The 23,535-nt window shown below is 66.0% G+C and carries 18 protein-coding genes; 3 read left to right on the top strand and 15 right to left on the bottom strand.

The features are described 5' to 3' along the window. The 3 genes from VIR62_RS15880 to VIR62_RS15870 form a co-directional block, all read right to left on the bottom strand. A partial coding sequence (locus VIR62_RS15880; protein ID WP_431872871.1) for an aldehyde dehydrogenase family protein occupies positions 1-1,377 on the bottom strand: 1,377 nt, incomplete at its 3' end. 96 nt (positions 1,378-1,473) lie between these two features. Continuing rightward, the gene (locus tag VIR62_RS15875; protein WP_431872870.1) at positions 1,474-3,969 is read right to left on the bottom strand and encodes an ABC transporter permease; all 2,496 of its coding nucleotides are present in this window, start codon (positions 3,967-3,969) and stop codon (positions 1,474-1,476) included. A 16-nt stretch (positions 3,970-3,985) separates the two neighbouring features. Then, positions 3,986-4,672, bottom strand: coding sequence for an ABC transporter ATP-binding protein (locus VIR62_RS15870; protein ID WP_431872868.1), 687 nt, complete (start codon positions 4,670-4,672; stop codon positions 3,986-3,988). A gap of 76 nt (positions 4,673-4,748) precedes the next feature. Here VIR62_RS15870 and VIR62_RS15865 point away from each other — a divergent pair, with 76 nt between their 5' ends. Beyond that, on the top strand, positions 4,749-5,345 hold the full coding sequence (locus tag VIR62_RS15865) for an arylesterase (protein ID WP_431872866.1): 597 nt from the start codon (positions 4,749-4,751) through the stop codon (positions 5,343-5,345). On the opposite strand, the gene VIR62_RS15860 is transcribed toward VIR62_RS15865, so the two are convergent. From VIR62_RS15860 to VIR62_RS15830, 7 genes are all read right to left on the bottom strand, one after another. Next, positions 5,287-5,685, bottom strand: coding sequence for a PilZ domain-containing protein (locus VIR62_RS15860; protein WP_431872865.1), 399 nt, complete (start codon positions 5,683-5,685; stop codon positions 5,287-5,289). The genes VIR62_RS15865 and VIR62_RS15860 overlap by 59 nt on opposite strands. Before the next feature lie 14 nt (positions 5,686-5,699). Next, positions 5,700-6,014: a PilZ domain-containing protein gene (locus VIR62_RS15855; RefSeq protein ID WP_431872863.1), complete on the bottom strand. Its 315-nt coding sequence runs from the start codon at positions 6,012-6,014 to the stop codon at positions 5,700-5,702. 126 nt (positions 6,015-6,140) lie between these two features. Further along, a complete protein-coding gene (locus VIR62_RS15850) occupies positions 6,141-9,326 on the bottom strand; it encodes an amidohydrolase family protein (RefSeq protein WP_431872862.1) in 3,186 nt (1,061 codons plus the stop codon). 294 nt (positions 9,327-9,620) lie between these two features. Further along, positions 9,621-10,052, bottom strand: a complete 432-nt coding sequence (locus VIR62_RS15845) for a hypothetical protein (RefSeq protein WP_431872861.1) — start codon at positions 10,050-10,052, stop codon at positions 9,621-9,623. Between the two features lie 120 nt (positions 10,053-10,172). Then, on the bottom strand, positions 10,173-10,775 hold the full coding sequence (locus VIR62_RS15840; RefSeq protein WP_431872860.1) for a hypothetical protein: 603 nt from the start codon (positions 10,773-10,775) through the stop codon (positions 10,173-10,175). A 102-nt stretch (positions 10,776-10,877) separates the two neighbouring features. Then, positions 10,878-12,932, bottom strand: coding sequence for an NAD(+) synthase (locus VIR62_RS15835; RefSeq protein WP_431872858.1), 2,055 nt, complete (start codon positions 12,930-12,932; stop codon positions 10,878-10,880). Then, positions 12,933-13,433 (bottom strand): CinA family protein, encoded by a 501-nt coding sequence (locus tag VIR62_RS15830; RefSeq protein ID WP_431872856.1) that lies wholly within the window; start codon positions 13,431-13,433, stop codon positions 12,933-12,935. A gap of 80 nt (positions 13,434-13,513) precedes the next feature. Between VIR62_RS15830 and VIR62_RS15825 the strand changes: the two genes are divergently transcribed. Both VIR62_RS15825 and VIR62_RS15820 read left to right on the top strand, forming a co-directional pair. Beyond that, positions 13,514-14,020 (top strand): hemerythrin domain-containing protein, encoded by a 507-nt coding sequence (locus VIR62_RS15825; protein WP_431872855.1) that lies wholly within the window; start codon positions 13,514-13,516, stop codon positions 14,018-14,020. 1 nt (position 14,021) lies between these two features. Further along, positions 14,022-14,315: a hypothetical protein gene (locus VIR62_RS15820; protein ID WP_431872853.1), complete on the top strand. Its 294-nt coding sequence runs from the start codon at positions 14,022-14,024 to the stop codon at positions 14,313-14,315. A gap of 9 nt (positions 14,316-14,324) precedes the next feature. On the opposite strand, the gene VIR62_RS15815 is transcribed toward VIR62_RS15820, so the two are convergent. The 5 genes from VIR62_RS15815 to VIR62_RS15795 form a co-directional block, all read right to left on the bottom strand. Beyond that, positions 14,325-14,549: a hypothetical protein gene (locus VIR62_RS15815; protein WP_431872852.1), complete on the bottom strand. Its 225-nt coding sequence runs from the start codon at positions 14,547-14,549 to the stop codon at positions 14,325-14,327. 11 nt (positions 14,550-14,560) lie between these two features. Then, the gene (locus tag VIR62_RS15810) at positions 14,561-17,050 is read right to left on the bottom strand and encodes an ABC transporter permease (RefSeq protein ID WP_431872850.1); all 2,490 of its coding nucleotides are present in this window, start codon (positions 17,048-17,050) and stop codon (positions 14,561-14,563) included. Between the two features lie 159 nt (positions 17,051-17,209). Then, positions 17,210-18,412 carry an alpha/beta hydrolase family protein gene (locus tag VIR62_RS15805; protein WP_431872848.1) on the bottom strand — a complete coding sequence of 401 codons (1,203 nt, stop codon included), beginning with the start codon at positions 18,410-18,412 and terminating at the stop codon, positions 17,210-17,212. Between the two features lie 32 nt (positions 18,413-18,444). Then, on the bottom strand, positions 18,445-20,946 hold the full coding sequence (locus VIR62_RS15800) for an ABC transporter permease (RefSeq protein WP_431872847.1): 2,502 nt from the start codon (positions 20,944-20,946) through the stop codon (positions 18,445-18,447). A gap of 13 nt (positions 20,947-20,959) precedes the next feature. Further along, complete coding sequence (locus VIR62_RS15795) at positions 20,960-23,458, bottom strand: ABC transporter permease (protein ID WP_431872845.1); 2,499 nt, start codon at positions 23,456-23,458, stop codon at positions 20,960-20,962. Between the last annotated feature and the right edge of the window lie 77 nt (positions 23,459-23,535).

Genomic DNA, 23,535 nt, shown 5'->3' with positions numbered 1-23,535 from the left:
CCACACCATGCCGGCGCGAAGTTTCGCGGCCATCTTGTGCATGGCCGAGACGTCGCGAGTCCAGACCGTGGCGGCGAGGCCGTAGGGGGTGTCGTTGGCGGCCTTGGCCACCTCGTCGAGGTCGTCGAAGCGCTGGGCGGCGAGAACGGGGCCGAAGATCTCCTCCTTCACCACGCTCATCTCCGGCTTCACATCGACGAGGATCGTTGGGTTCACGAAATAACCCTCCCCGCCCGGGCTGTCGCCGCCGCGCAGGATCGAGGCGCCCGCCTTCTTGCCCTGGTCGATATAGCCCATGACGCGGTCGAACTGCTCGGTCGAGACGAGCGGGCCCATCGTCGTGTCGGGCGCCAGTGACGGTCCGACCTTCAACTTGCCGGCATTTTCGGCGACCGCCTCCAACAGCTTGTCGAAAATGTCGCGGTGGGCGTAGAGGCGCGAGCCGGCGATGCAGACCTGTCCCGCATTGGCGAAGATAGACCGCGCGGCGCCGGCGCCCGCCTTGGCGATATCGATGTCCGGAAGGACGATGACCGGCGACTTGCCGCCCAGCTCCAGGGTAACGCGCTTCAGCGTGTCGGTGGCGGCGCGGTTGATGATCTTGCCGACCTCGGTCGAGCCGGTGAAGGCGACCTTGTCGACCAGCGGGCTACGGACCATGCGGTCACCGCAGGTTTCGCCCAGGCCGGTGACGAGGTTGAACGCGCCCGCCGGGAAGCCCGCTTCCGCCACCAGATCGGCGAGGCGAAGCGCCGTCAGCGACGTCTGCTCGGCCGGTTTCAGGACGACGGTGCAGCCAGCGGCCAGCGCCGGCGCGATCTTCTGCACCGCCATCATCAGCGGGAAGTTCCACGGCACGATCTGCACCGCGACGCCGACCGGCTCGCGCCGGACATAAGCGTGGAAGGTGCCGGCCGGGGCGCCGGACGGTTCGATATGCTCGCCCGAAATCTTGGTCGCCCAGCCGGCCATGTAGCGGAGCGCCTGGACGCATTTGGGAAGGTCGTAGCCGGCCGAGACGGCCCGCGGCTTGCCGTTGTCGATGGATTCCAGCTCGGCCATCTCGGGAATGTTCTGCTCAATCAGGTCGGCGAGGCGGTTGATGACGCGGTCGCGCGCATAAGGGGCGAGGCCCGACCAGCGGCCGTCATCAAACGTGGCGCGGGCGGCCGCGACGGCGCGATCCGCATCGGCGTCCGAGGCGTCGACGATGGTGGAGATTTCGCGGCCCGTCGAAGGATCGTAGACCGGGAGCGTCTTGCCGTGGCTGGACTTCACCCACTCGCCGTCGATGAACAGCGCCGGCTCCCGCTTCAGCAGTTTCTGGACGCCTTCGGAATAAGCGGGCTGGGCGGAGATGCGGGTCATTTCGTTCATGGGGCGAGTCCTTTCGTCGGGGCCTATAGCGTAGGTCGGCGCTGCTGTGGCCCCCTTCGCTGAACTGATGGCGAAATAGGACGGAGTCGGCCCGACTTAAAGGGTGCGCAGCGCGCGGGCCGGGCGCGCCGCCAGCGCTGGAAGCGAGCCCAGCAGGCCCAGCACCAGCGTCACCAGCGCACCGGCGACCAGGGTGAGCGTCACGACGCTCCAGTCGGGCCCCCATTCGAGCTCCAGCACCTCCACGACCACATACCAGCCGGCGCCCGCGCCTAGCCCGAAGGCCAAGGTGGCGACGATGAGGGCGAGGGCGAGGAACTCGATCGCCTGCGCCATCAGGATACGGGCGCGGGTGGCGCCCAGAAGCTTCAGCATGACGCTGTCGTAGATGCGGGCGCGGCGGCTGGCGGCGAGCGCACCGATGAGGACGGCGATGCCGGCGAAGATGGCGACGGAAGCCGCCGAGCGGACGGCGACGGACAGTTGGCCGAGCATCCCGGCCACCGTTTCGACCACCTCCTTGACGCGGATCACCGATACGCTCGGGAAGGCATTGGCGACGGCGCGAGAGAAAGCGGGCTCCTCATCGGCGGGCATGGAGATGGTCGCCATGAAGCTGTGGGGCGCATCTTCGAGCGTGCCGGGCGCGAAGATGACGACGAAGTTGAACCCCATCGTGTCCCAGTTGATCTCGCGGAACGAGGCGATCTTCGCCTCGATCTCGCGGCCCAGGATGGAGACGGTGATAGTGTCGCCGACCTGAAGCCCCACCGCGCGCGCCGCCTCGACGTCGAGCGAGATGAGCGGATCGCCGTGATAGTCCGGCGCCCACCAGCGTCCTTCGACGACCCGGCTCCCTTCCGGAATCTCGCGGGCGTAGGTGAGGCCGCGGTCTCCGCGCAGGAACCAGGCGCCTTCCGGAATCTCGGCCATTTCGGACACGCGCTGGTCGCCTATGGCGACGATCGATCCCCGAAGCGAGGGAATGGTGACGAGATCGCCCCGAGGCGCCGCTTCGGTGGCGAGGGCGCGGAACCGATCGACCTCTTCGATGGGGATGTCGAGCATGAAGAAGCTTGGTGCGGTCTCGGGAATCGTCGTGCGGATCTGGCCCGACAGGTTGGTCTCTATCACCGCCAGCGTCGTGAAGAGCGTGAGGCCGAGGCCGAGGGCCACGACCAGCTTGCCGGTCTGGGCGGCGGGGCGATGGAGATTGGCGAGGGCGAGCCGGAAGAGCGGGTTTCGCGGACGTGGGAGCCGGGCGGCGACCCAGCGGATCAGCCAGCCGAGCGACGTCAGCAGGAACAGGAGCCCAAGCGCGGCGGCGATGAAGCCGGCGGCGAAGCCCGGCTCGCGCGCGGTGGCGACGGCGAGCGCGGCGATGAGGCCGGCGGCGAAGACCACCGCGATAACGAGACGCCAGCCCGGGCGTCGAAGGAGGTCCAGGCTGCCGCGGAAGAGGCTGGCGGCGGGGACGGTGCGAGCGCGGGCGAGCGGCAGCAGGGCGAAGACCAGGGCGATGAGCAAGCCATAGGCCGCGCTGATCAACAGCGGCTGCGGATAGAGCGACAGGAGCGGCGGCACCGGGAGCGCGCTGCCGGCGATCTGGGTCACGATCCAGGGAACGAGCGCACCGATGGCGAGGCCGGCGATGATCGCGGCCAGCGCGACGAGGCCGATCTGGAGCAGGTAGGAGAGGAAGATGGTGCGGCTGGTCGCGCCCAGCATCTTCAAGGTGGCGATGATGCCGCGCTTGCCGTCGAGATAGGAGGTGACGCCGTTGCCAACGCCGATGCCGGCGACGACGAGGGCGGTGAGGCCGACCAGGGTAAGGAACTGGCCGAGCCGCTCGATGAAGCGGCGCGTACCGGGGGCGCCGTTCGAACGGTCGTCGATGTCGAACCCGGAATCGGGGAAGCGCTCCTCGATGCGCTCCGTGACGGCTTCGAGGGCCATGCCGGCGGGAAGCTTGATGCGGTAGGCGCTGGTGTAGAGGCTGCCGGGCTGGACGAGACCGGTGGCGGCGAGGCCGGCGCGGTCGACGAGCGCGGTGGAACCCAGGGTGAAACCCTGCCCCACCCGGTCCGGTTCCTCGGCGATGAGGCCGATGATGGTGAGGCTCGCCGTGCCGATACGGATATTGTCGCCGATATGGAGCCGAAGGCGCTCGGCCAGCTCGGGAGCGACCGCGACCTGGTTTCCCGATGGGCGGGGCGCCAGGGCGCCGGGCTGGAGACGGAATTGGCCGTAGAGCGGATAGGCGCCGTCGACCCCTTTCAGCTCGACGAGGACGCTGTCGGCGCCGTCGGGCCGGGCCGCCATAGCGCGCATGCGGGTGATGTGGCTGACCTCGCCCTCCGCGCGAAGGCCGGCGAGCTCCTCGGGCGTGGCGGCCCGCTGGACCACCTCGACCTGGATATCGCCGCCCAGGATCGACTGGCCTTCCTCCGACAGGCCGGTAACTATAGCGGAAGAGAGCGAACCGACGGCGGCCAGGGCACCGACACCGAGGAACAGGCAGATCGCGAGCAGACGCAGACCGGTGAGACCGCCGCGCAGGTCCCGCAGGGCGAGGCGGAGAGCCAGGCTCATCTTCAGATTCGTTGGTTCATTGCGCGCTGTCCGCCACGATCCGGCCGTCCTGCATTTCGAGCACTCTCCCGCACCTCATCGCCAGTTCCGGGTCGTGCGTGATGACGAGGATCGTGGCGCCGGTGTCGCCCTGGCGGGCGAAGAGCAGGTCGAGGATCGCGTGGCCGGTCTTGCCGTCCAGATTGCCCGTGGGCTCGTCGGCGAAGATGAGGTCCGGGCGGGGCGCCATGGCGCGGGCGATGGCCACGCGTTGCTGCTCGCCGCCGGAAAGCTGGGCGGGATAATGGGTGAGGCGGTGGCCGAGGCCGACGGCCTCCAGCTCCTCAGCCGCGATCGGGAACGCGTCATCCTCCCCCGCCAGCTCCAGCGGCACCGCCACATTCTCGTGCGCCGTCATGGTCGGGAGCAGGTGAAACGCCTGGAGGACGATGCCGATATGCCCGCGCCGCGCCCGGGCAAGGCCGTCTTCGTCGAGCGCGGTAAAGTCGGCGCCGGCCACGCGGATGCTTCCGGACGTGGCGCGCTCGAGGCCGGAGAGCACCGCCATCAGCGAGGATTTGCCCGAGCCGGAAGGCCCCAGCAGGGCGACACTTTCGCCCTTCGCCACGCGAAGGTCGATGCCGCGCAATATGTCTACACGCGCCTCCCCAGAGCCCAGCGACAGAGTGACATTCGACGCGTCGATGACGTAGGGCTTGGTCATGAAGGGGAAGAGGATCCGGATGTCGTTACGGTTTGCATATGGGTTAAGGCGGCTGTTTGTCCATTGGGCGCTGCTTGTGTTTCTTGGCCTGGGCGCCCCCGCTTTGGCGCAGGACGTCCATATACTGGCCTTCGGCGACAGCCTGACGGCGGGCCATGGGCTTCCAAGGGGCCAGGGCTTCGCGCCCCAGCTGGAGCAGGCGCTAAGGCGCAACGGCATCCGCACGTTCGTCACCGACGCCGGCGTTTCGGGCGATACGACGGCGGCCGGGCGCGCACGCCTTCAGTGGACGCTGGACGGCCTTGAGGAAAAACCGGACCTCGCCATCGTCGCGCTCGGCGGCAACGACATGCTGCGGGGCCTCCCGCCCCGGCAAACGCGCGCGAACATGGAGGCGATCGTCGCCGAGCTCGACCGGCACGGCATCAAGGTGCTGATCGCCGGCATGATCGCGGCGCCCAACCTCGGCCCCGAATATGGCACCCAGTTCAACCGCATCTTTCCCGACCTCGCCGGCAAGTTCGGGGCGGACCTCTACCCCTTCTTCCTCGCCAATGTCGTGGGCGACCGGAAGCTGCTGCTGCCGGACGGCGTCCACCCCAATTTTCAGGGCATCAAGCGGATGGTTTCGGGGATCTTGCCGAGCGTGCTGACGGCGCTTGGGCAACCTTGAGGAAAGGGTTGGCGCCCGACGAGGCGATCCGGCCCAGCGCCTGGAACACGACCAGGGGATCGATGGCGTCCGAAAACTGACCCCCCAGGCGCCCTTCCTTGGACCAGATGATGAGCGCGCTGGCGCGGCTGCCGTCGGGCAGGGTCAGCCACACCCGGCTCCCCTTGCCAACATCGGCCTTCGTCTCGGCCATGAAGCCGTTGCTCGATATGTTGATGAGGCGCGCCTCGGCTCCGGCCGCGCCGAAAGGCCGCAGGCCTACCTCGGTGGACACTGGCAGCCGGGTCTCGCGGCGGCGCGTCTCGACAACGCCGTCGGGGGCGATCCGGGTCAGAAACATGGCATTATACTCGTTTAGCCCAAGACAATTTCATGGCCGAAGTTGAGGCCGAGGCGGCCGTCTCGGATCCATCGCACGAAGGCCTGGATGCGCGTGCAGCCCTCGAACTGAACGGCGACGGATTCGCCGATGCGCGGAACGATGTCGCTCTCGACCATCGTGCCGCGCGAGGAAATGTTGACGACGGGGACGAGATGGTCCTGGCCGCGAAAGGTGATGACGGCGCGCTCGACGAAATCGCTGTGCCTAGGCTCTGATCGCTGTTCGACCAGCCGAGGCTGGGCGCGGGCGATCAGATCCCCGGCCAGAGCGAGATTTCTCCTGTACATGCCCATCAGCCCCTCTCCCCCGAATAGGGGAGAAGATGCATGAAAGGCATTACCGAATTCCTAGCGAGCCCATGCGGAGAGCGGCAGGAGGGCGGGTGCCTGGGACACGTCCTTCCCCCACACCCGTCAATCCTCCCAATAATAAGGCTGGAGCGTGCTGGTGCCGGTGACTTCCTCGGCCAGGGTCGCGGCGTCGTAGAGGCGGCCGTTCAGCATGACCTTGTCGACATCGTCGCTGTTCCGGATGTCGGCCAGCGGGTCGGCGTCGAGGATGACGAGATCGGCGAGCTTGCCCGGCTCCAGCGTGCCGATATCCTTGAAGCCGAGCGCCATGGCCGGCACCGACGTCGCCGCCTGCAGCGCTTCGAGCGGTGTCATGCCGCCGCGCACGAACGACCACATTTCCCAGTGCGCCGCGATGCCCTGCTGCTGACCATGGGCTCCGATCGAGACGGGCACGCCCCGGTCGGCGAGCATGTCCGCCGTGCGGGCGCTCACCTGATCGGCATAATCCTCTTCCGGCGCCGTTTCTACGCGGACAAGCTCGGCATTGAGGACGTCGGTCGGCACATGCTGCGTCAGCAGCGGATGCTTCCAGACCTGGCTTTCCTGGATCCAGTAAGGCTCGCCGCCAGGCCCGCCATAGGTGACGCCGAGCGTCGGCGTGTAGCCGACACCGGTCTGGCTGAAGAAGCTCAGCACGTCCTCATAGAGCATCGACTGCGGGATATTGTGCTCCAGGGTCGTGTTACCGTCCTGGATGATGGTGATGTCCTGGCCGAACAGCGACGCGCCCTCGGCGACGACGGCGATATTCTCTTCCTTCGCGGCCTTCACCACCTGCTGGCGCTGATCGCGGCGCGGCTGGTTGTAGTTCTTGATCGAGTGCGCGCCCTGGACCTTCAGGCGATGAACGTGGGCGCGCGCTTCATCATAATTGTCGATCACCGCATAACGGCCCGGCGCCTTGGCGCCATAGACGATCTCGCCCGACGAAAAGGCGCGCGGCATCAAAATGAGTCCGGCGCGCTGCATCTCGGCCGCCGCGAAAACCTCGCTGGCGGTGTTCGACGGATCGTGAGCGGTGGTGACGCCGAAGGCGAGATGGACCAGCTGCTGCCAGTTCTGCTGCGGAATGAGGTCGTCCTCGCCATAGGGACCGTGGGCGTGGGCGTCGATCAGGCCGGGGATGATCGTCTTGCCGGTGACGTCGACCTGTTGGGCGCCGGCGGGAACGTCCACCGACCCTCGCGGGCCGACTGCGCGGATGCGGTTGTCCTCGATCAGGATGACGCCATCCTCGATGACGCCGCCATTCTCGTCCGACATGGTGATGATCTTGGCGCCGGTGAGGGCGACGAGACCGTCGGGCTTGGCGGAGGGAACCGTCATGGCGAGCGAGACGCCGGTCTTGGGCGCCGTATATTCGCTGTCGTCGCCGGCCCGGATCACGGCCGCGGCATCGACATTGTACAGCGTCGGCCCAAGGCTCCAGGCGAGGGTGCGGCCGCCCGCGCCCCAGTGCAGATACTGGCCGCCATCGCCACTCACTCGGGTAACGGGAAGCTGCGACGCCTTGGCGCCGGCCTCGATCGTCTCGGCCCCGCCGAAGAACGGCATCAGGAAGGCGTTGTAATTCTCGCGGAAGGCGATCCAGTCGCCGGTCGGCGAGACTTCATAGCCGATGACCATCTCGCCCTGGGCGTGGGTGCGCTTGTCGTGGCCGTTCCAGTCGACGCTGACGAGCTTCAGCTTGTCGTCCTCGCGCAGCTCCATGAAGATGCGCTCGTTCGACGTGCCGAAATGGGGATTGCCCCCCTCGGTGGTGAGGCGCACCGCCTCTTCGCCGCCGGCGGCGGAAATCCGATAGACGCCGGGACTGGCCGACCAGGTCTCGGACGTAAGGTCGCCGCCCTCGCCCTTTTCGAACACGATGGTGCGGCCGTCCGGCGAGAAGCGCGGACGACGATAATGGCCGGGGTTCTTCGTCACGGTCGTCATGCCGCTGCCGTCGGCGGCGACGGTGCGGATTTCACCGAGCCGCTGGTCGTTCCAGCTGACGAAGACGATGCGGGAGCCGTCCCGCGACCATGAGGGGAAGAGCTGGAAATCGCCGTCGGCCGCGGTCAGCGGACGCGGCGCGCCGCCGTCGACGTCCTTGATATGGAGCCGGCCGAGGCTGGCGAACACCACCTGACGTCCGTCCGGCGACAGGCTGGCGAAGCGCGGCATCCTGGTCGTGAAGGTGTCGCTATAGACGTTCACTTCCGGTCGGGGCGGGTCGACCACCGCGCGCGTGTCCGAAACCGAGAAGGGGATTTCGGCATGGCCCGATCCATCGGCGTTGATGCGGTGGATCTTGCCGCCCGCCCAGAAGATTATCGAGCTTGAATCGGGCATCCAGTCCATATTCGGATAGACGCCATGGACCGCCCAGGTCTCCTGCATGTCCTGGTCGAGATCGTCGTAAATCTTGCGTTCTTCGCCGGTCTTCAGATCCTTGATGTAGAGCTTCGACCGCGCCCGGTCGCGTTTCACATAGACCAGCCACCGGCCATCCGGCGATGGCGTCGGGCGGACCGCGCCGCCGGGACCGCCGGCGACCTTCGTCCGCTCGCCGGTTTCGATGTCGTAGCGGTCGATCGCGAACAGCTCGGCGTTGGAGTTCTCGGCATATTGGAAGATGTTGCCCGGCGTGGTGGCGTGGGTGAAATAGATGCTCTCGCCGTCGGGCGTGAACATCGGCTCGCCCAGCTCCTTCTGATATTTGGGGTCGGGCCGCTCGACCAGCGAGACGCCCTTTCCGCCGGCGAGGTGATACATCCAGATCTCGCCGGTGCCGAGCGAGCGTCCGGTCGTGAAATGCTTGCGCGCGGCGATATATTTCCCGTCCGGACTCCAGGTCGGATTGTTGAGGAGGGTGAACTCCTCCTCGGTCAACTGGCGCCGGTTGGAGCCGTCCGCGTTCATGATCCAGATATTGTCGCCGCCGCCGCGATCCGACGTGAAGGCGATCTTGCTGCCGTCGGGCGAAAAGCGGGGTTGCACTTCATAAGGTATGCCGGCGGCGATGCGGGTCGCCGCGCCGCCCGTGATCGGGATGGTGTAGATGTCGCCCAAGAGGTCGAAGGCGACGGTGCGGCCGTCGGGGCTGACATCGAGGTTCATCCAGGTGCCCTCGGTCACGTCGATCTTGACCGGATGGGTTTCCATCGGCGGCGATGCCACGTCCCATTTCTTCTCATCCTTTTCGGCGGCGAGCGCGGTGGTGGAAAGCAGGAAGAGAGAAAGCGCGGCGATGCCCTTGACCATGAAGATAAGCTCCCGAACGCGCCAGGACGGCGCCGATGCTGGTGAGATAGGAAGACAATACGGTGCAATATCGCGGCGGGCCGCGCAAGCTGCGGTTTCGCGAAAAATCGAAGGCCGGGCGGTCGTTCAGCCCAGCTGCGGCTCGGCCTTCAACACGTCTTCACCGGCGATATGGAAGGTCTGTGCACCAGACTGGCGGGGCTCGCCCGCCAGCCGAAACCCCGTCACGCTTCGGCGGTCTCCCGCAATTCGTGGAGTTCGAAACCGCCTGACAGGCGGCATGACGAAGCCGTCTCAGCGCGGCACGTAATTGACGTCGATCTCCGCCGAAAGCCGCTTGGCGGTCGGCTGCAGGCGCAGGATCGTGTCGCGGGAAGCTTCGACCCCCGGCGCCAGGCAACGCAACTCGGCCTCGGTTCCGGAACGTCCCGGCTCGCCCGGAGCGGCAAAGCTGAGCCGGACTCGATTGACCCCCGGCCGCATGCGCGGCTCGAGGGCCAGATAGACACCGGCGTCGCCGTAGAAGGTCCCGACGGTCGTTCCGTTGACGCTGACCGTCAGGCTTTCGCCCGGCTTGCGGCCGTTGACGTTAAGCTTGCTGCAGCTGACGGCGCTCGTTTCGGGGGCCGCGACGGAAGAGGCGGCCGTTCCCTGCCCGGCCCACGATCCCGTAACGGGGAGCGCGAGCAGGACGACCGAACCTGGAAATCCAAATACAGGCTTCATGGCAATCCCCCTCGGCTCGTCGCTGAAAAAGACTCGCGAAGGACACCTTAGCATAATCGGGCGCGCCGCGCATCGCGGCCGATCATGGCCGACAAGGAGTCCGAGCGGCGTAGGGAGCGGTCAGCCCAACTGGGGTTCGGCCGCCAGAAGCGTCGGCGGCCTATTGAGGTTCGCCGGCGCCAGCGGGCGTACTGCCCTCGCCAGCCTGGCGCCGAGGCCGTCCGCGTCGCCGGTAAAGGTGAAGTCGGCGACGTCGCCCAACTCCCGCTCGAGTGTCGGAAGGCTGCCAGGCGACGCGACCGCCCTGTCATATATGGTGGCCGCCGACACCAGGTGTCGGCTGAAGACGAGCATGGCGGGATCGCAATACCAGCGGATGAAGGGCCCATCCTCCTCGGCGAGAAAGTCATTGAGCAACCGGCGGAGCGCCCCGTCGCGATCGGCCGTCTTCATCGGCTCGGGGAGCGAGGGCGTCACCACGACGACTCCCGTCTCGGCGCAGGTGCGCACGCCGAGCGCCGGCTCGCAATCCGGCGTCGCCTCCTCCGGCTCCTCCCAGTAGATGACGCGGCCGCCGCGCGCGAAGCGGCTCATCAGTTGCTGAAGCCGGTGAGAATCGAAATTCCAGCGAAGATGCGAGAAGCAGATCAGCGTGTGGCCGGCGGGAAGGGAGTGGGAAGGATGGTCTGGCCTCTCCGACGAGGCGGCGACGATGCTGAGCACGGAAACCCCTGAATTTAGTGGACCTTTTACAACGGCGGGAACCGTAACGGGTTCCGGGAAATAAGCCTGATCGAGTGGGAGATGCGTCGGTCGGTTGACGCCTTATTCGTCCAGCGCCGCCTTGAGCTCGTCCAGCCACGGCGTCGCCACGCCGTCCGAGGGCGCGCGCCAGTCGCCGCGGGGGCTGAGGCTGCCGCCCATCGATACCTTGGGGGCGTTGGGAAGGGCCGAACGCTTGAACTGGCTTGTCTGGAAGAAGCGGAAAAGGAAGACCTCCAACCATTGGCGGATGGTGGGCAGGTCGTAGGCGCGCTTCAAAGTTTCGGGATAGTCGATCGGCCACGGACCGCGCGAAGCGTCGTGCCAGGCCTGCCAGGCCAGGAAGGCGACTTTCGACGGCGGCTGGCCTCCCCGGAGCGTGTGGAAGAGGAAGAAATCGTGCAGCTCATAGGGGCCGATCCGGTCCTCCGTGCTCTGCATCCCCTCCTCAGCATCGGCCGGCACCAGCTCCGGCGAAATCCTAGTGGCGAGGATGGCGGTGAGGATCTTGTTCGTCGCCGCGTCGAACTGGCCGGATTTCACGCACCAGCGGATCAGATACTGGATCAGCGTCTTGGGCACGCCCGCGTTGACGCCATAATGGCTCATATGGTCGCCGACGCCATAGGTGCACCACCCAAGAGCCAGCTCCGACAAGTCGCCGGTGCCGATGACGAAGCCGTCGCGCTGGTTGGCGAGGCGGAAGAGATAGTCGGTGCGTAGCCCCGCCTGCACATTCTCGAAGGTGACGTCGTAAACCGGCTCGCCCCTGGCGAACGGATGGCCCATGTCGCCCAGCATCTGTCGCGCGGCGGGGCGGATATCGATCTCCTCGCCGGTGACGCCCAGCGCCTTCATCAGCTTCCAGGCGTTACTCCTGGTCGTCTCGCCGGTGGCGAAGCCGGGCATGGTGAAGCCGAGCACGGTCGATCGCGGCAGGCCCAGGAAATCGCAGGCCTTGGCCGCCACGATCAGCGCATGGGTGGAATCGAGCCCGCCCGACACCCCGATGACGAGGTGCTTTCCCGGCGTGGCCGTGAACCGCTTGGCGAGGCCCTGCACCTGGATGTTGAACGCCTCGTAGCAATCATGATCGAGCTGCTCTGGGCGGTTCGGCACATAAGGGAAGCGGCGGATGCGGCGCTCGAAGTCGATGTCCTTGAAGGCGGGCTTGTGCTCGAATGCGACGCGACGGAACGCCAGCTCCGGATGCCCCATCGCCGCGGCATTGTCGTTGAACGTCCCCATCCGCATCCGTTCCAGACGGAGGCGCTGCACGTCGAGATCGGCGACGCAAAGCTCGGGTTCCAGGTCGAAGCGGCCGGACTCCGCCAGCAGCTCGCCGAGCTCGTAGATCGACCCTTGCCCGTCCCAGGCGAGGTCCGTGGTGCTCTCGCCGGGGCCGGACGCCGCGAAGACATAGGCGGCGCAGCAGCGCGCCGACTGGGCGGCGGAGAGGAGCTTGCGCTCATCGGCCTTGCCGATGGTGATGTTGGAAGCCGAGAGGTTGCACAAGATCAGGGCTCCGGCCAGCGCGCCCACCGTGGAGGGCGGCCGGGGCGCCCAATAATCCTCGCAAATCTCGACATGGAAGACGAAGTCCGGAAGGTCGCTGCCGGCGAAGATCAGGTCGGTGCCGAAGGGCGCCGACTGACCGGCCAGCGCCACGTCCAAACCGGAAAGACCGACACCTGAGGCGAACCAGCGCTTCTCATAATATTCGCGGTAATTGGGAAGGAAGCTCTTCGGCACGACACCGAGGATGCGACCGCGCGAGACGACGATGCCGCAATTGTAGAGACGGCCGTTACGCCGCACGGGGGCGCCGACGACGAGGACCGGCGACAGCTTGGCGGTCGCTTCGCAGACGGCGCCGATGCCCTGCTCGACCGCATCTAGGAACGCCTCCTGCAGGTGCAGGTCGTCGACCGCGTAAGAGGAGAGGTTGAGCTCCGGGAAGACGACCAGGTCGACGCCCCGCTTGTGCGCCTCCTTCGCCTGCGCGATCGCCTGCGCCACGTTGAACGATACATCGCCCGACGAGGCGGTCGGCGTGGCGGCGGCGGCGCGGACGAAGCCGTGGCGGTGGATCGCCTCGAACGGGGGCTTTTTCGCCATTCAGAGCATCTCCGTCATCATCTCGACCGCGACCCGCAGCGATTTGACGCGCGTAGCACCTCTTCCGACCGGACCAAAATGCGCCTCGCGATGGGCGGTGACCCGCCCTTGCCGCGCACAGGCCAAATGGACGAGGCCGGGTTCCTCGCCCGTGTCGGCATAACCGGTGACAGAAAGAGCCACATGGGCCTTCGACCGTTCGAGGGCGGCCTCCGCCATGGCGATCGCCACGGCCCTGGATACCGCGCCCTCCTGCTTGATCAGGTCGAGCGGGATGCCGAGCATCTCCGCCTTCGACTCGTCGGTATAGGTCACGAAGCCCCGCTCGAAGACATGGGCGCAGCCCTCGACGTCGGTCAGCAGCGACGCGAGCATACCGCCGGTGCAGCTTTCCGCGGTGGCGAGCGTCAATTCGCGCGCGCACGCTTTCTCCAGCAATCGAAGGGTCGCCTTCTCGATGTCCTCGTCCAGGACCGGAGAAAGGGTTTCGGTTTCCGCCACTTTTTCCTTTCCTCCAATCCCGGCGACACGGAACCGGCCGCTCGCTCCGAATGTTCCCACAGCGAAATCAGGAGGCACAAATGGCCAGTGAAAACAAGCAGGACGCAACCCATCTGCTCATCGACGACCACCGCAAGGTGGAGGGGCTTTTCGCGAAGTTCGAGAAGGCGTCGGGCGACGGAACGAAGGAAAAGCTCGCGCACGAGATCTGCACCGAGCTCAAGATCCACACCATGCTGGAGGAGGAGATTTTCTACCCTGCGCTGCGCGGCAAGATCGACGACGCCGATCTCGACGAGGCGATCGTCGAGCATGACAGCGCCAAGCTCCTCATCAACGATATCGAGGCGGCCGAGCCCGACGACGACTTTTACGACGCCAAGGTGAAGGTGCTCCAGGAAGAGATCGAGCATCACATCAAGGAAGAGGAGAAGGAACGCGGCAACATCTTCCAGCAGGCCCGTGCCACCGACGTCGACCTCGAGGCCTTGGGCGAGCGGATGGCGGCGCGCAAGCAGGCGCTGATGCGTAAGGCGACAAGCGAAGGCCTGCCGCCCGCCAGGCCTATCGCCGTGGAGACCGCCTGACATGACCCGATGGGATAGGAAGACCGCCCTCGTCACCGGGCTCGGTGCCGCTCTGGCGGCCGGGGCGGGTTATGCCGCAACCCGCTTTTTCCGGCGACGCGACCAAGCCGAACGGCACGCCCCGGCGCTGAAGCACGGAGTTCCGCCCGGACCCTTGGGAGACAGCGGCAACATCCGCTCCGCCGGCACGGAGGCGATGCGCGACCCGCCGCGGACCTGGGACGAGGTCGACGAGGCGTCCGACGAAAGCTTTCCGGCGAGCGATCCGACCAACCTACGTCCGCACGTCGACTGAGGCCGCGCCTCAGGGGTCGACGCCGGTGGCGATCGCTTCGAGCTTGCGGAGGCGTTCCTTGATGTCGGCCATCTCGATGCGGACGCCGGGCGTCGGATCGGCTTCCGGAGTCGAGCGGTCGGCGGCGATCTCGTAGCGTTTGAGGTCGAGCCAGCCGCGCCAGCCCTTCAAGGCCGCGAAGCTGATCATCCCGGTGATGGCGAGAGCGGCGGCGGCCCAGACGAGTGCGGTCATGGATCGGCTTTCTATTCGTATCGAAGCGCGTTGATCGGATTGGCGCGGGCGACCTTGACGGCGTGGCCGCTGATCGTGCCGACGGCGATCGCGAGCGCCAGCACGCCCGCCACCAGGAAGGGCGCCAGCCCCAGGTCGATGCGGGCGTCGAAGCCGTTCAGCCAGTCCCGCATCAGCCACCAGGCGACCGGCCAGGCGATGAGGTTCGCCAGGATCACGGGCTTGGAGAATTGCCAGGCGAGCAACTGGACGATGTCCTTCACACGCGCGCCGAACACCTTGCGGATGCCTATCTCCTTCGTCCGCCGCTCGGCGGTGAAGGCGGCGAGGCCGAACAGGCCCAGGCAGGCGATGACGATGGCGAGCAGCGCGAAGACGGCGAACGTCTGGCCGCGCGCGCGGTCGGTCGTGTAAAGCTCGGCGAGCTGCTGGTCGGCGAATTCGCCCTCATAGGGCACGTCCGGCGCGAGCCGCTTCCAGATGTCGCCGATCTTCTGGCGAACCGCTTCGGGATCGCGAGAATCATAGCGCACGATGAGGTTCCAATAGATGCCCCGGTCGTAGAACATCATCGCCTCCACCGGTTCGCGAAGGGAACGGAAACGGCTGTTCTCGACGACCCCGACAATAGTGGCGGGCAGCATGCCGATCTCCAGGCCGAACTGGTTGAGGCGGACCTGCTTGCCGATGGCCTCGGCCGGATTCGAAAAGCCCATCTGCTCCGCCGCCAGCTCGTTGACGACCATGTTGATCCCGCGCTGGACGAGCGCCTTGCGCGCCGGCTCGACCGCCTCCTCGGGTTCGTACGGCGTCCAGGCATTGTCCCTGGCATGGTCCCGCGACAGGACGCGCCCGGCGAGCAGGCGGACGCCCATCGTCTCGAAGAAATCGGGGTGGACGCTGTAGAATCCGATGGTGACGGGGATGGTCCGGCCCGGAACCTGGACGCGGGTGTTGAGCGTGGTTCCGGTCGCCGGCGTAATGTTGGTGGCGGCGGCGCTTACCACGCCATCGACCTTGGCGGCTTCGCGGATCAGCGTCTCCGCGACCGGAATCATGGCGGCGCGATTGAGATTGCCGACCTGGATCAGGCCCTCGCGGCGAAAGCCCGGATCGATGGTCTGGGCGAACTGGGTCTGGGCATAGACGATCGCCGTGCAGATGATGAGGCCGATCGAGACGGCGAACTGGGCAACCACCAGGATGTTCCTGAACCGCCCGCTCCCCTGGGGATCGGTAGAGGACGTGTTCGCCTTCAGCACCGTGGCCGGCTGGAAGCGGGAGAGGTAGAAGGCCGGATAAAGCCCGCCCGCCAGGCCGACGACGAGCAGCAGAACGATAAGCGGCCCGATGACGCCGCCCTCGCCGAGATAATCGAGCCTGAGATCGGTGTTGAGGAAGCTGGACAGCCAGGGAAGGCTGAGCTCGACCAGCGCCAGCGCGATCAGCATGGCGATACTGGTGAGCAGCATCGATTCGCCGAGGAACTGGGCCACGAGCTGTCGGCGCCTTGCCCCCAGCACCTTCCGCAGCGCCACTTCGCGGGCGCGCTGGCTCGCCCTGGCAGTCGCCAGATTGATGAAATTGACGGCCGCCATGCCGAGGATGAGCAGCGCCACGACGGCGAAGGTGATGAGGGTCGTTCGGTCGTTTCCCGGCCGCTCCAGCGGGCCTTCGGCCCCGCTCAGGTGCACGTCCCTGACGTTCACCAGCCGCCAGTCGAACTCCTTGCCCTCGCTGACGGTGACGCCGCCGATCGTGCTGGTCGGGATGTTACGCGTCTCCCATGCCGCGAGCTGGCTGTTGATCGCATCGGCCGAGGCGCCGGGCCTGAGCTTCAGATAGACGAAGCCGTTGACGCAGCCCCAGCCGCAGCCCTCCTTGTCCCGATCGGTGATGCGGCCGACCGCGTTCAGCTCCAGATGGCTGTTGCGGGGAACGTCCTCGAACACGCCGGTGACGCGCAACTCGCTCTTTTCGCCCGCGCGGATGGTGGTGATCGTGCGGCCGACGACGTCGATGCCGCCGAAACGCCGCACCGCCTCCTTGCGGCTCAATATCAGGTTCTCGGCGCTGTCGAGGGCCGTCTCCGGATTGCCGCGAAGGAAGGGAAGCTGCAGGATCTTGAAGAGGTCCGCATCGGCGAGCCAGATGTCGACATAGGTCGGCTCGCCATTTTCGACGAACACCGCCTGCGTCGTGTCGGCGCGCGCGATCGCCTCGATCTGCGGGAAATCCTTGGCCAGCGACTCGGTGATGATGCCATGGCTGGGCTGCTGGATCGCCACCTCGCCCGTCTCCGGATCGGTGTGGATGCTCTGCACCTGATAGACGCGCTCCGCCTCCGGCAGCCAGCGGTCGTAGGACGTCTCGTAGCGGACGTAGAGCAGGAGCAGCAGGCACGCCGCGAGGCCCAGCGCCAGACCGAAGATGTTGATGAACGCATAGGTGCGGCTCTTGGTGAGAGCCCGGAAGCCCACCGTCAGATAGTTACGCCACATGGGCTCTCTCCTATTCGTAACGCAGCGCGTGGACGGAGTTCAGGCGGGCGGCCTTGAAGGCGTGGCCGGCGATCGTGCCAACGGCGAGGGCGATAGCGCCGGCCACCAAGAACGGCGTTGGGCCGAGCGCGATGCGATCGAAGGTACACGATCGTCATGTCACCGATACGTGCCTGGCCGCGCATTCGATCGATGGCGCACGCGCGCCACATCCTGGCCGGTCAACCAGCTCGTCAGTATCGCGAAATACTCGGGCGCTTCAGGCCGGACCCGCTTCGTCTGGGCAGGATCCATCTGCGCTTTTGGGGTCATGGAGGTTGCCATATGGTGGTCCGCGCCCGCGATCACGCGCACCGTAAGGCTTGGATGGCGCCGGGCGTTGATCCGCGCGACCGAGGTCGCCACCGGCACCACTGGATCGTTAGCACCAAACAGGATCAGCGCCGGCACCTTGACCTCGTCGAGCGTCGGCAGCGGGTCGTACTCGATCTCCTTGCGCCACCGCGATGTCGCCCGGTCACCCACGGTCTCACCCATATAGAGCAGATCGAACCACGGCTTGGTCTTGATCGCGTCGACAAGCGCCTGCGCCGCCGCGCGGTCGCCGGTTCCACGCATATAGTCGTCGACCGCCTTGCGCGTCGCGCGCATTTGCTCGATCTCGGCCTCGGGATAACCGTTGATGCGCATGGCGTTTTCAGACCGGAACATCATCTGCACGTCGGGTGTCACCACTGGTGCGGAGATCGAGACGACGAAGCGTACGTCGGAATTGCGCGCGGCCGCGAGCAGCGACAGCCAGCCGCCTTGGCTCAGCCCCCAGATGCCAATTCGTTTGGGGTCTATCCGCGCATCGGCCTTGAGCATCTGCACCGCCGCAATCGCATCATCGGCGAGCATCGCATAATCGCTATCCTTCAGGCTTCCACCCGATTGCCCGCTGCCGCGCCGGTCATACGTTAGCACCGCGATACCGAGCGGCGGCAGCATTTCCGTCAGGTGCTGGTAGAGCAACGCGTCGCGCAGCGGCTTCGAGGCGGAGTGCGTGACCACCACGGCGCCCAATGCCTGCCCGCCATCAGGCAGATATAGCGTTCCACTAAGCGTTGCGTCGCCGCTGCGAAAAGTCTTGCTCTCCGTCACGATGACCGTTGATGGGGCAGCGCTCCACGGCAGCGACGTCGCGTTACGCGCGGTGGCCGGTGCACTCACTGTGGACATTAGCAGTATCGCCACGGTCCAAAAGGCGAAGCCTATCTTGCGAAGTGTATTCTTGCCGGGCCGGGCCGTCCGGCTCTCATCGGCCAGCTCTCGCGCCGCCATGTGCGCGCTGTCGATCGGCGGTGTTGCGATATCCCGCATCTATTTCTCTCTCCTTGGCTTGAACTGCAGCCTCATTCGTAACGCAGCGCGTGGATGGGGTTGGCGCGGGCGACCTTGAGGGCGTGGCCCGCGATGGTGCCGATGGCGATGGCAAGCGCGAGGAAGCCCGCCAGCACGAACGGCGTCGGCCCCAGTCCGATCCGGGCATCGAAGGTGTTGAGCCAGTCGCGCATCACCCACCAGGCGACCGGCCACGCGATGAGGTTGGCGACGATCACCGGCTTGGAGAATTGCCAGGCGAGAAGGCGCACGATGTCGCGCGAGCGGGCGCCCATCACCTTGCGGACGCCGATCTCCTTCGTCCGGCGCTCGGCGGTGAACGCCGCGAGGCCGAAAAGGCCGAGACAGGCGACGACGACGGCGAGCAGGGCGAAGGCAGCGAAGGTCTGCGCCCGGGCCGCTTCGGTCTCATAGAGCTCACCGACGATCTGCTCGCTGAACTCCGCCTCGAACGGCACGTCCGGCGCGATATCCTTCCACACCGCCTCGACCCGGCGGCGCATGGCGCCGGGGTCCGTCGAACTGTATCGGACGAGCAGCCAGTTCTGGCCGAACCGGCTATGGAAGAACATGATCGGATCGACCGGCTGCCGGATCGAGCGGAAGCGCGAATCCTCGACGACGCCGATAATGGTGATCGGCAGAACCCCGCCATAATCGTCTTCCCAGGACCGCTCGACATGCTTGCCGATCGCTTCCTCGGGCGAGCGGAAGCCCAGTCGCCGCGCGGCGAGCTCGTTGATGACGACATTGGCGCCGCGCGCGACCAGCGCTCGCTCGGCCGCCGGATTCTCGGGGTAAGGGGTGGTTATGTCGTCGGCGGGACGGTTCGGGTCGAACAGCCGGCCGGCAAGACGTCCTATTCCCATCGTTTCGAAGAATCCGGCATCCACATTGTAGACGTCGAGGCCGACCGCCTCGGCGCCGGGCAGATATATGTTGGTTTCTTGATTGTTGCCCGTGGCAATGCCGATGTCGGTCATGCCGACGGACGTGACGCCGTCGACGGCCGCGATCTCCCGCTTCAGCGTATCGAGCACCGGATACATTTCGCGGCGACCGATATTCTCGATCTGGATCAGGCCCTCGCGCTTGTATCCGGGATCGGCGGTGCGGGCGTAGGTAGTCTGGGCATAGACGACCGCCGTGCAGACGATAAGGCCGATCGAAACCGCAAATTGCGCGACCACCAGCGCGTTCCGCAACCGTCCCGAGCCTTGTGCTTCGGCCGAGGACTTGTTCGCTTTGAGCACCTGCGCCGGCTGGAACCGGGAGAGGTAGAAGGCGGGATAGAGGCCGCCCGCCGCGCCGACCAGGACAATGAGCGCCACGATCGGCAGCAGCAGCCCGCCTTCGCCGACATAGTTGAGCATGAGATCGGCATCGAGGAAGCTGGCGAAGAAGGGCAGCGCCAGTTCGGTGAAGGCGAGAGCGAGCAGCATCGCCATAGCCGCTACTAGGACGGATTCGCCGAGGAACTGGATAACGAGCTGACGCCGGTTGGCGCCAAGGACCTTCCTCAATGCCACCTCACGAGCGCGTTGGCTGGCGCGAGCGGTGGCGAGATTGGTGAAGTTGACGCACGCCATGGCGAGGATCAAGGCGGCGATGATCCCGAAGGTAACGATGGTACTCCGGTCGTTGCCGGGGGTCATCGCTCCAACCTGCGCCTCACCCAGATGGACATCGCGGATATTGACCAGGGCGTAATCTGACTCGTCGCCCTGGTTGAAGGTCTGCGCGCCGAAATTCTCGTCCGGGATGTTGCGCTTCTCCCAGGCCTGGAACTGATCATTGATCGCCGCCGCGTCGGCCCCGGGCTTCAGCGACACGTAAACCCAGCCGGATTGCCAGCCCCAGCTCGTCAGGAAATCGGGAGTGTCGGTGAAATAGGTGGCCGGATCGAAGCGGGCGACCATCGTCGCCTCGAAGTGCGAATTCTTCGGCGGGTCGGCGAGCACGCCGGTCACGCGATAGTCGGTTTGGGTGCCGCGGCTTACGAGCGTCAGCGTCTGGCCCAGCGGGTTCGCGGATCCGAACAGCTTTCGCGCTTCGCTTTCGGCGAGGACGACCGAACCGACCTGGTCGAGCGCGCTTTCCCGGTCACCAAGAATGAACGGGAATTTCAGGATAGCGAACAAATTGCCGTCCACGAGGTGGACATTTTCCGTCGCGGTGGCTTCCCCGTCCCGCAGCAGAACGGGCGCGGTGCCAAGGGAATAGACGGCATTCTCGATCTGAGGGAAATCCTTCACGAGCGCGGCCTTGCTGACATAGGGCGCCATTTGGAGGTTCATCTCGTCGCCGGTCTCCTCGCTCTGATAATAGAGCTGGAATTGATAGGCCCGATCGGCCCCCCGGAGTGCCTGATCGTAGCTCGTCTCGTAGCGGACGTAGAGGAGGATCATCAGGCAGGCGGCGAGGCCGATGGCCAGACCGAAAATGTTGATGAAGGCATAGGTCCTGTTCTTGGCGAGAGCCCGGAAACCGACCGTCAGATAATTGCGCCACATATCTCTTCTCTTCCTATTCGTAGCGAAGGGCGTTGATGGGGTTGGAGCGCGCCACCTTGAGGGCGTGGCCGGCGATGGTGCCGATGGCGATGGCGAGGGCGAGTACCGCCGCCAGCACGAAGGGGCCGGGCCCGAGGTCGATGCGCGCGTCGAAGCTGTTGAGCCAATCCCGCATCGCCCACCAGGCGACCGGCCAGGCGATGAGGTTGGCTATGATGACGGGCTTGGAGAATTGCCAGGCGAGCAGCCGCACGATGTCGCGGCTGCGGGCGCCCATCACCTTGCGGATGCCGATCTCCTTAGTCCGGCGCTCGGCGGTGAAGGCGGCGAGGCCGAACAGGCCGAGGCAGGCGACGATCACCGCCAGCAGGGCAAAAGCCGCGAAGGTCTGGGCGCGGGCGTCCTCGGCTTCATAAAGCTCGCCGATAACGTCGTCGCTATACTCGGCGTTGAACGGGACGTCGGTGGTGATCCCCTTCCACATCCGCTCGATGCCGGCGCGGACCGCCGTCGGATCGCCATTGTAGCGGACGATCAGATGCGTGTGGCCCTGGTTCCAGTTGGAGAACATGATCGGGTCGAGCGGCAGCTTCACCGAGCGGAAGCGGGAATCCTTCACCACGCCGATAATCGTGACCGGCACGAGGCCGATCTCATTGTCGACCAGCGCCGCCTTCAACGTCTTGCCAACCGCATCCGCCGGGTTCTTGAACCCCAGCCGCTGCGTCGCGAGCTCGTTGACGACGATATTCCCGCCGCGCTGGGCCATCGCCCGCTGGGACTCATCTTCGGGCGGATAGGGCAGGGTCATGTCGTCCATCGGCCGCCCTTCCTGGAACCAGCGGCCGGCGGCGAGGGTGAGTCCCATGGCGTCCATGAAGCCCTCGTCGACCTGGTAGGTGCCGATGGTGATTGGCTCCGGATTGCCGGGGACCATGAAGCCGGTATTGTTGTTATTGTCGGTGGCGACGCCGATGGTGGTGCGGCCAGCCGCAAGCACGCCCGGCACCCGCTTCGCCCGTTCGGCGATCATCTCGGTCTTGTCGAGCAATTGGTAGCGGGAAAGCTCCTCGACCTGGAGGATGTTGTCGCGGTTGTAGCCGGGGTCGACGGTGCGGGCGTAGACGGTCTGGCCGTAGATGATGGCCGTGCAGATGATGAGGCCGATCGACACCGCGAACTGGGCGATCACCAGCGCGTTGCGCAGGTGGCCGGTGCCGGGAGTCTCGGCCGAGGACTTGTTCGCCTTCAACACCGAGGCGGGCTGGAAGCGGGACAGGAAGAAGGCCGGATAGAGGCCACCGAACACGCCCACGATCACCACCAGCAGCAGCACCGGAAGGAGGATGCCGTCCGCTCCGAAATAGGAGACGGAAAGGTCCGCATCGAGGAAGGCGGCGAAGGGCCGGATGGCGAGCTCCACCATCGCCAGCGCGATCAGCATCGCCACCACCGAAACGATGATCGACTCGCCGATGAACTGCATGATCAGCTGCCGCCGGGTCGCGCCGAGCACCTTTCTCAGCGCCACTTCGCGGGCGCGCTGGCTGGCGCGGGCGGTGGCGAGATTGGTGAAGTTGACCACCGCCATGCCGAGGATCAGCAGCGCGATCACCGCGAAGGTGATGATCGTCGTCCGGTCGTTACCGACCGACATCGCGCCGGCTTGCGCCTTGCCGAGGTGCACGTCGGCCACGTTGACGATATGCCAGTCCTGGTCGTCGCCGGCGTTGAACTTCGCCTCGCCCGCATTCTGGTCCGGGATGTTGCGCTTTTCCCAGGCCGGGAAGCCCGCCTCGATCGCCTGTGGATCGGCGCCGGGCCGCAGCTTCACATAGACATGGCCGTTCTGGCAGCCCCAGCAGGTGAGCACGTCGGGCGTGTCGAAATTATAGCCGGCATAGTCGAGCCGGGCGATGCCGGTGGTCTTGAAATGCGTGTTCTTCGGCAGATCCTTCAGGATTCCGGTGATGCGGAAGTCGCGGGTGATGCCGCGGGTGATCATCGTCAGCGTCTGGCCGACGACGTCGTCGGTCCCGAATTGCTTGCGCGCCTCGCTTTCGGTCAGCACTGCGGTATTGACCTGCCCGAGCGCGTCCGCGTCGCCGCGCACGAGCGGCAGCGGCACCGTCGCCAGGAAATTGCCGTCGGTGAAGAGGAAGTCCTCGCTGGAGGTCGCTTCCCCGTCCTTCAGGAAGACCGGGTTGTTGTTGAACAGGTAGACCTGGCTCTCGACCTGGGGGAAATCCTTCGCGAGCGCCGCGCCCGACGCATAAGGAGTCATCTGGAGCTGGGCTTCCTCGCCCGTCTCGCTCGACTTGTACCAGCTCTGGATCTGGTAGACCCGCTCCGAGTCCGGGATCCACTTATCGTAGCTCATCTCGTAGCGGACGTAGAGGAGGATCATCAGGCACGCCGCCATGCCGATGGCGAGCCCGAAGATGTTGATGAAGGCGTAGGTCTTGTTCTTCGCCAGGGCCCGGATGCCGACCGTCAGGTAATTCCGCCACATCGCGACCATCTCCTCCCAAGCCCGCCTCGGCGGGCGCGAATGAGGACGGGTGCCATGACCCTACCCGTCCTCACCCC

Origin of the sequence: Allosphingosinicella sp. (assembly GCF_036570505.1) — a bacterium.
In the GTDB taxonomy this organism is placed as follows: domain Bacteria; phylum Pseudomonadota; class Alphaproteobacteria; order Sphingomonadales; family Sphingomonadaceae; genus Allosphingosinicella.
Note: the sequence above shows the minus strand (reverse complement) of the source record. Positions and strands in the feature narration are given on the sequence as shown.

Coding starts and splice junctions, on each gene's coding strand:
- VIR62_RS15815 (WP_431872852.1), bottom strand. CDS start 14,549: ATGACCGCACTCGTCTGGGCCGCCGCCGCTCTCGCCATCACCGGGATG.
- VIR62_RS15850 (WP_431872862.1), bottom strand. CDS start 9,326: ATGGTCAAGGGCATCGCCGCGCTTTCTCTCTTCCTGCTTTCCACCACC.
- VIR62_RS15855 (WP_431872863.1), bottom strand. CDS start 6,014: ATGTACAGGAGAAATCTCGCTCTGGCCGGGGATCTGATCGCCCGCGCC.
- VIR62_RS15860 (WP_431872865.1), bottom strand. CDS start 5,685: ATGTTTCTGACCCGGATCGCCCCCGACGGCGTTGTCGAGACGCGCCGC.
- VIR62_RS15870 (WP_431872868.1), bottom strand. CDS start 4,672: ATGACCAAGCCCTACGTCATCGACGCGTCGAATGTCACTCTGTCGCTG.
- VIR62_RS15835 (WP_431872858.1), bottom strand. CDS start 12,932: ATGGCGAAAAAGCCCCCGTTCGAGGCGATCCACCGCCACGGCTTCGTC.
- VIR62_RS15800 (WP_431872847.1), bottom strand. CDS start 20,946: ATGTGGCGCAATTATCTGACGGTCGGTTTCCGGGCTCTCGCCAAGAAC.
- VIR62_RS15845 (WP_431872861.1), bottom strand. CDS start 10,052: ATGAAGCCTGTATTTGGATTTCCAGGTTCGGTCGTCCTGCTCGCGCTC.
- VIR62_RS15810 (WP_431872850.1), bottom strand. CDS start 17,050: ATGTGGCGTAACTATCTGACGGTGGGCTTCCGGGCTCTCACCAAGAGC.
- VIR62_RS15875 (WP_431872870.1), bottom strand. CDS start 3,969: ATGAGCCTGGCTCTCCGCCTCGCCCTGCGGGACCTGCGCGGCGGTCTC.
- VIR62_RS15825 (WP_431872855.1), top strand. CDS start 13,514: ATGGCCAGTGAAAACAAGCAGGACGCAACCCATCTGCTCATCGACGAC.
- VIR62_RS15795 (WP_431872845.1), bottom strand. CDS start 23,458: ATGTGGCGGAATTACCTGACGGTCGGCATCCGGGCCCTGGCGAAGAAC.
- VIR62_RS15805 (WP_431872848.1), bottom strand. CDS start 18,412: ATGCGGGATATCGCAACACCGCCGATCGACAGCGCGCACATGGCGGCG.
- VIR62_RS15820 (WP_431872853.1), top strand. CDS start 14,022: ATGACCCGATGGGATAGGAAGACCGCCCTCGTCACCGGGCTCGGTGCC.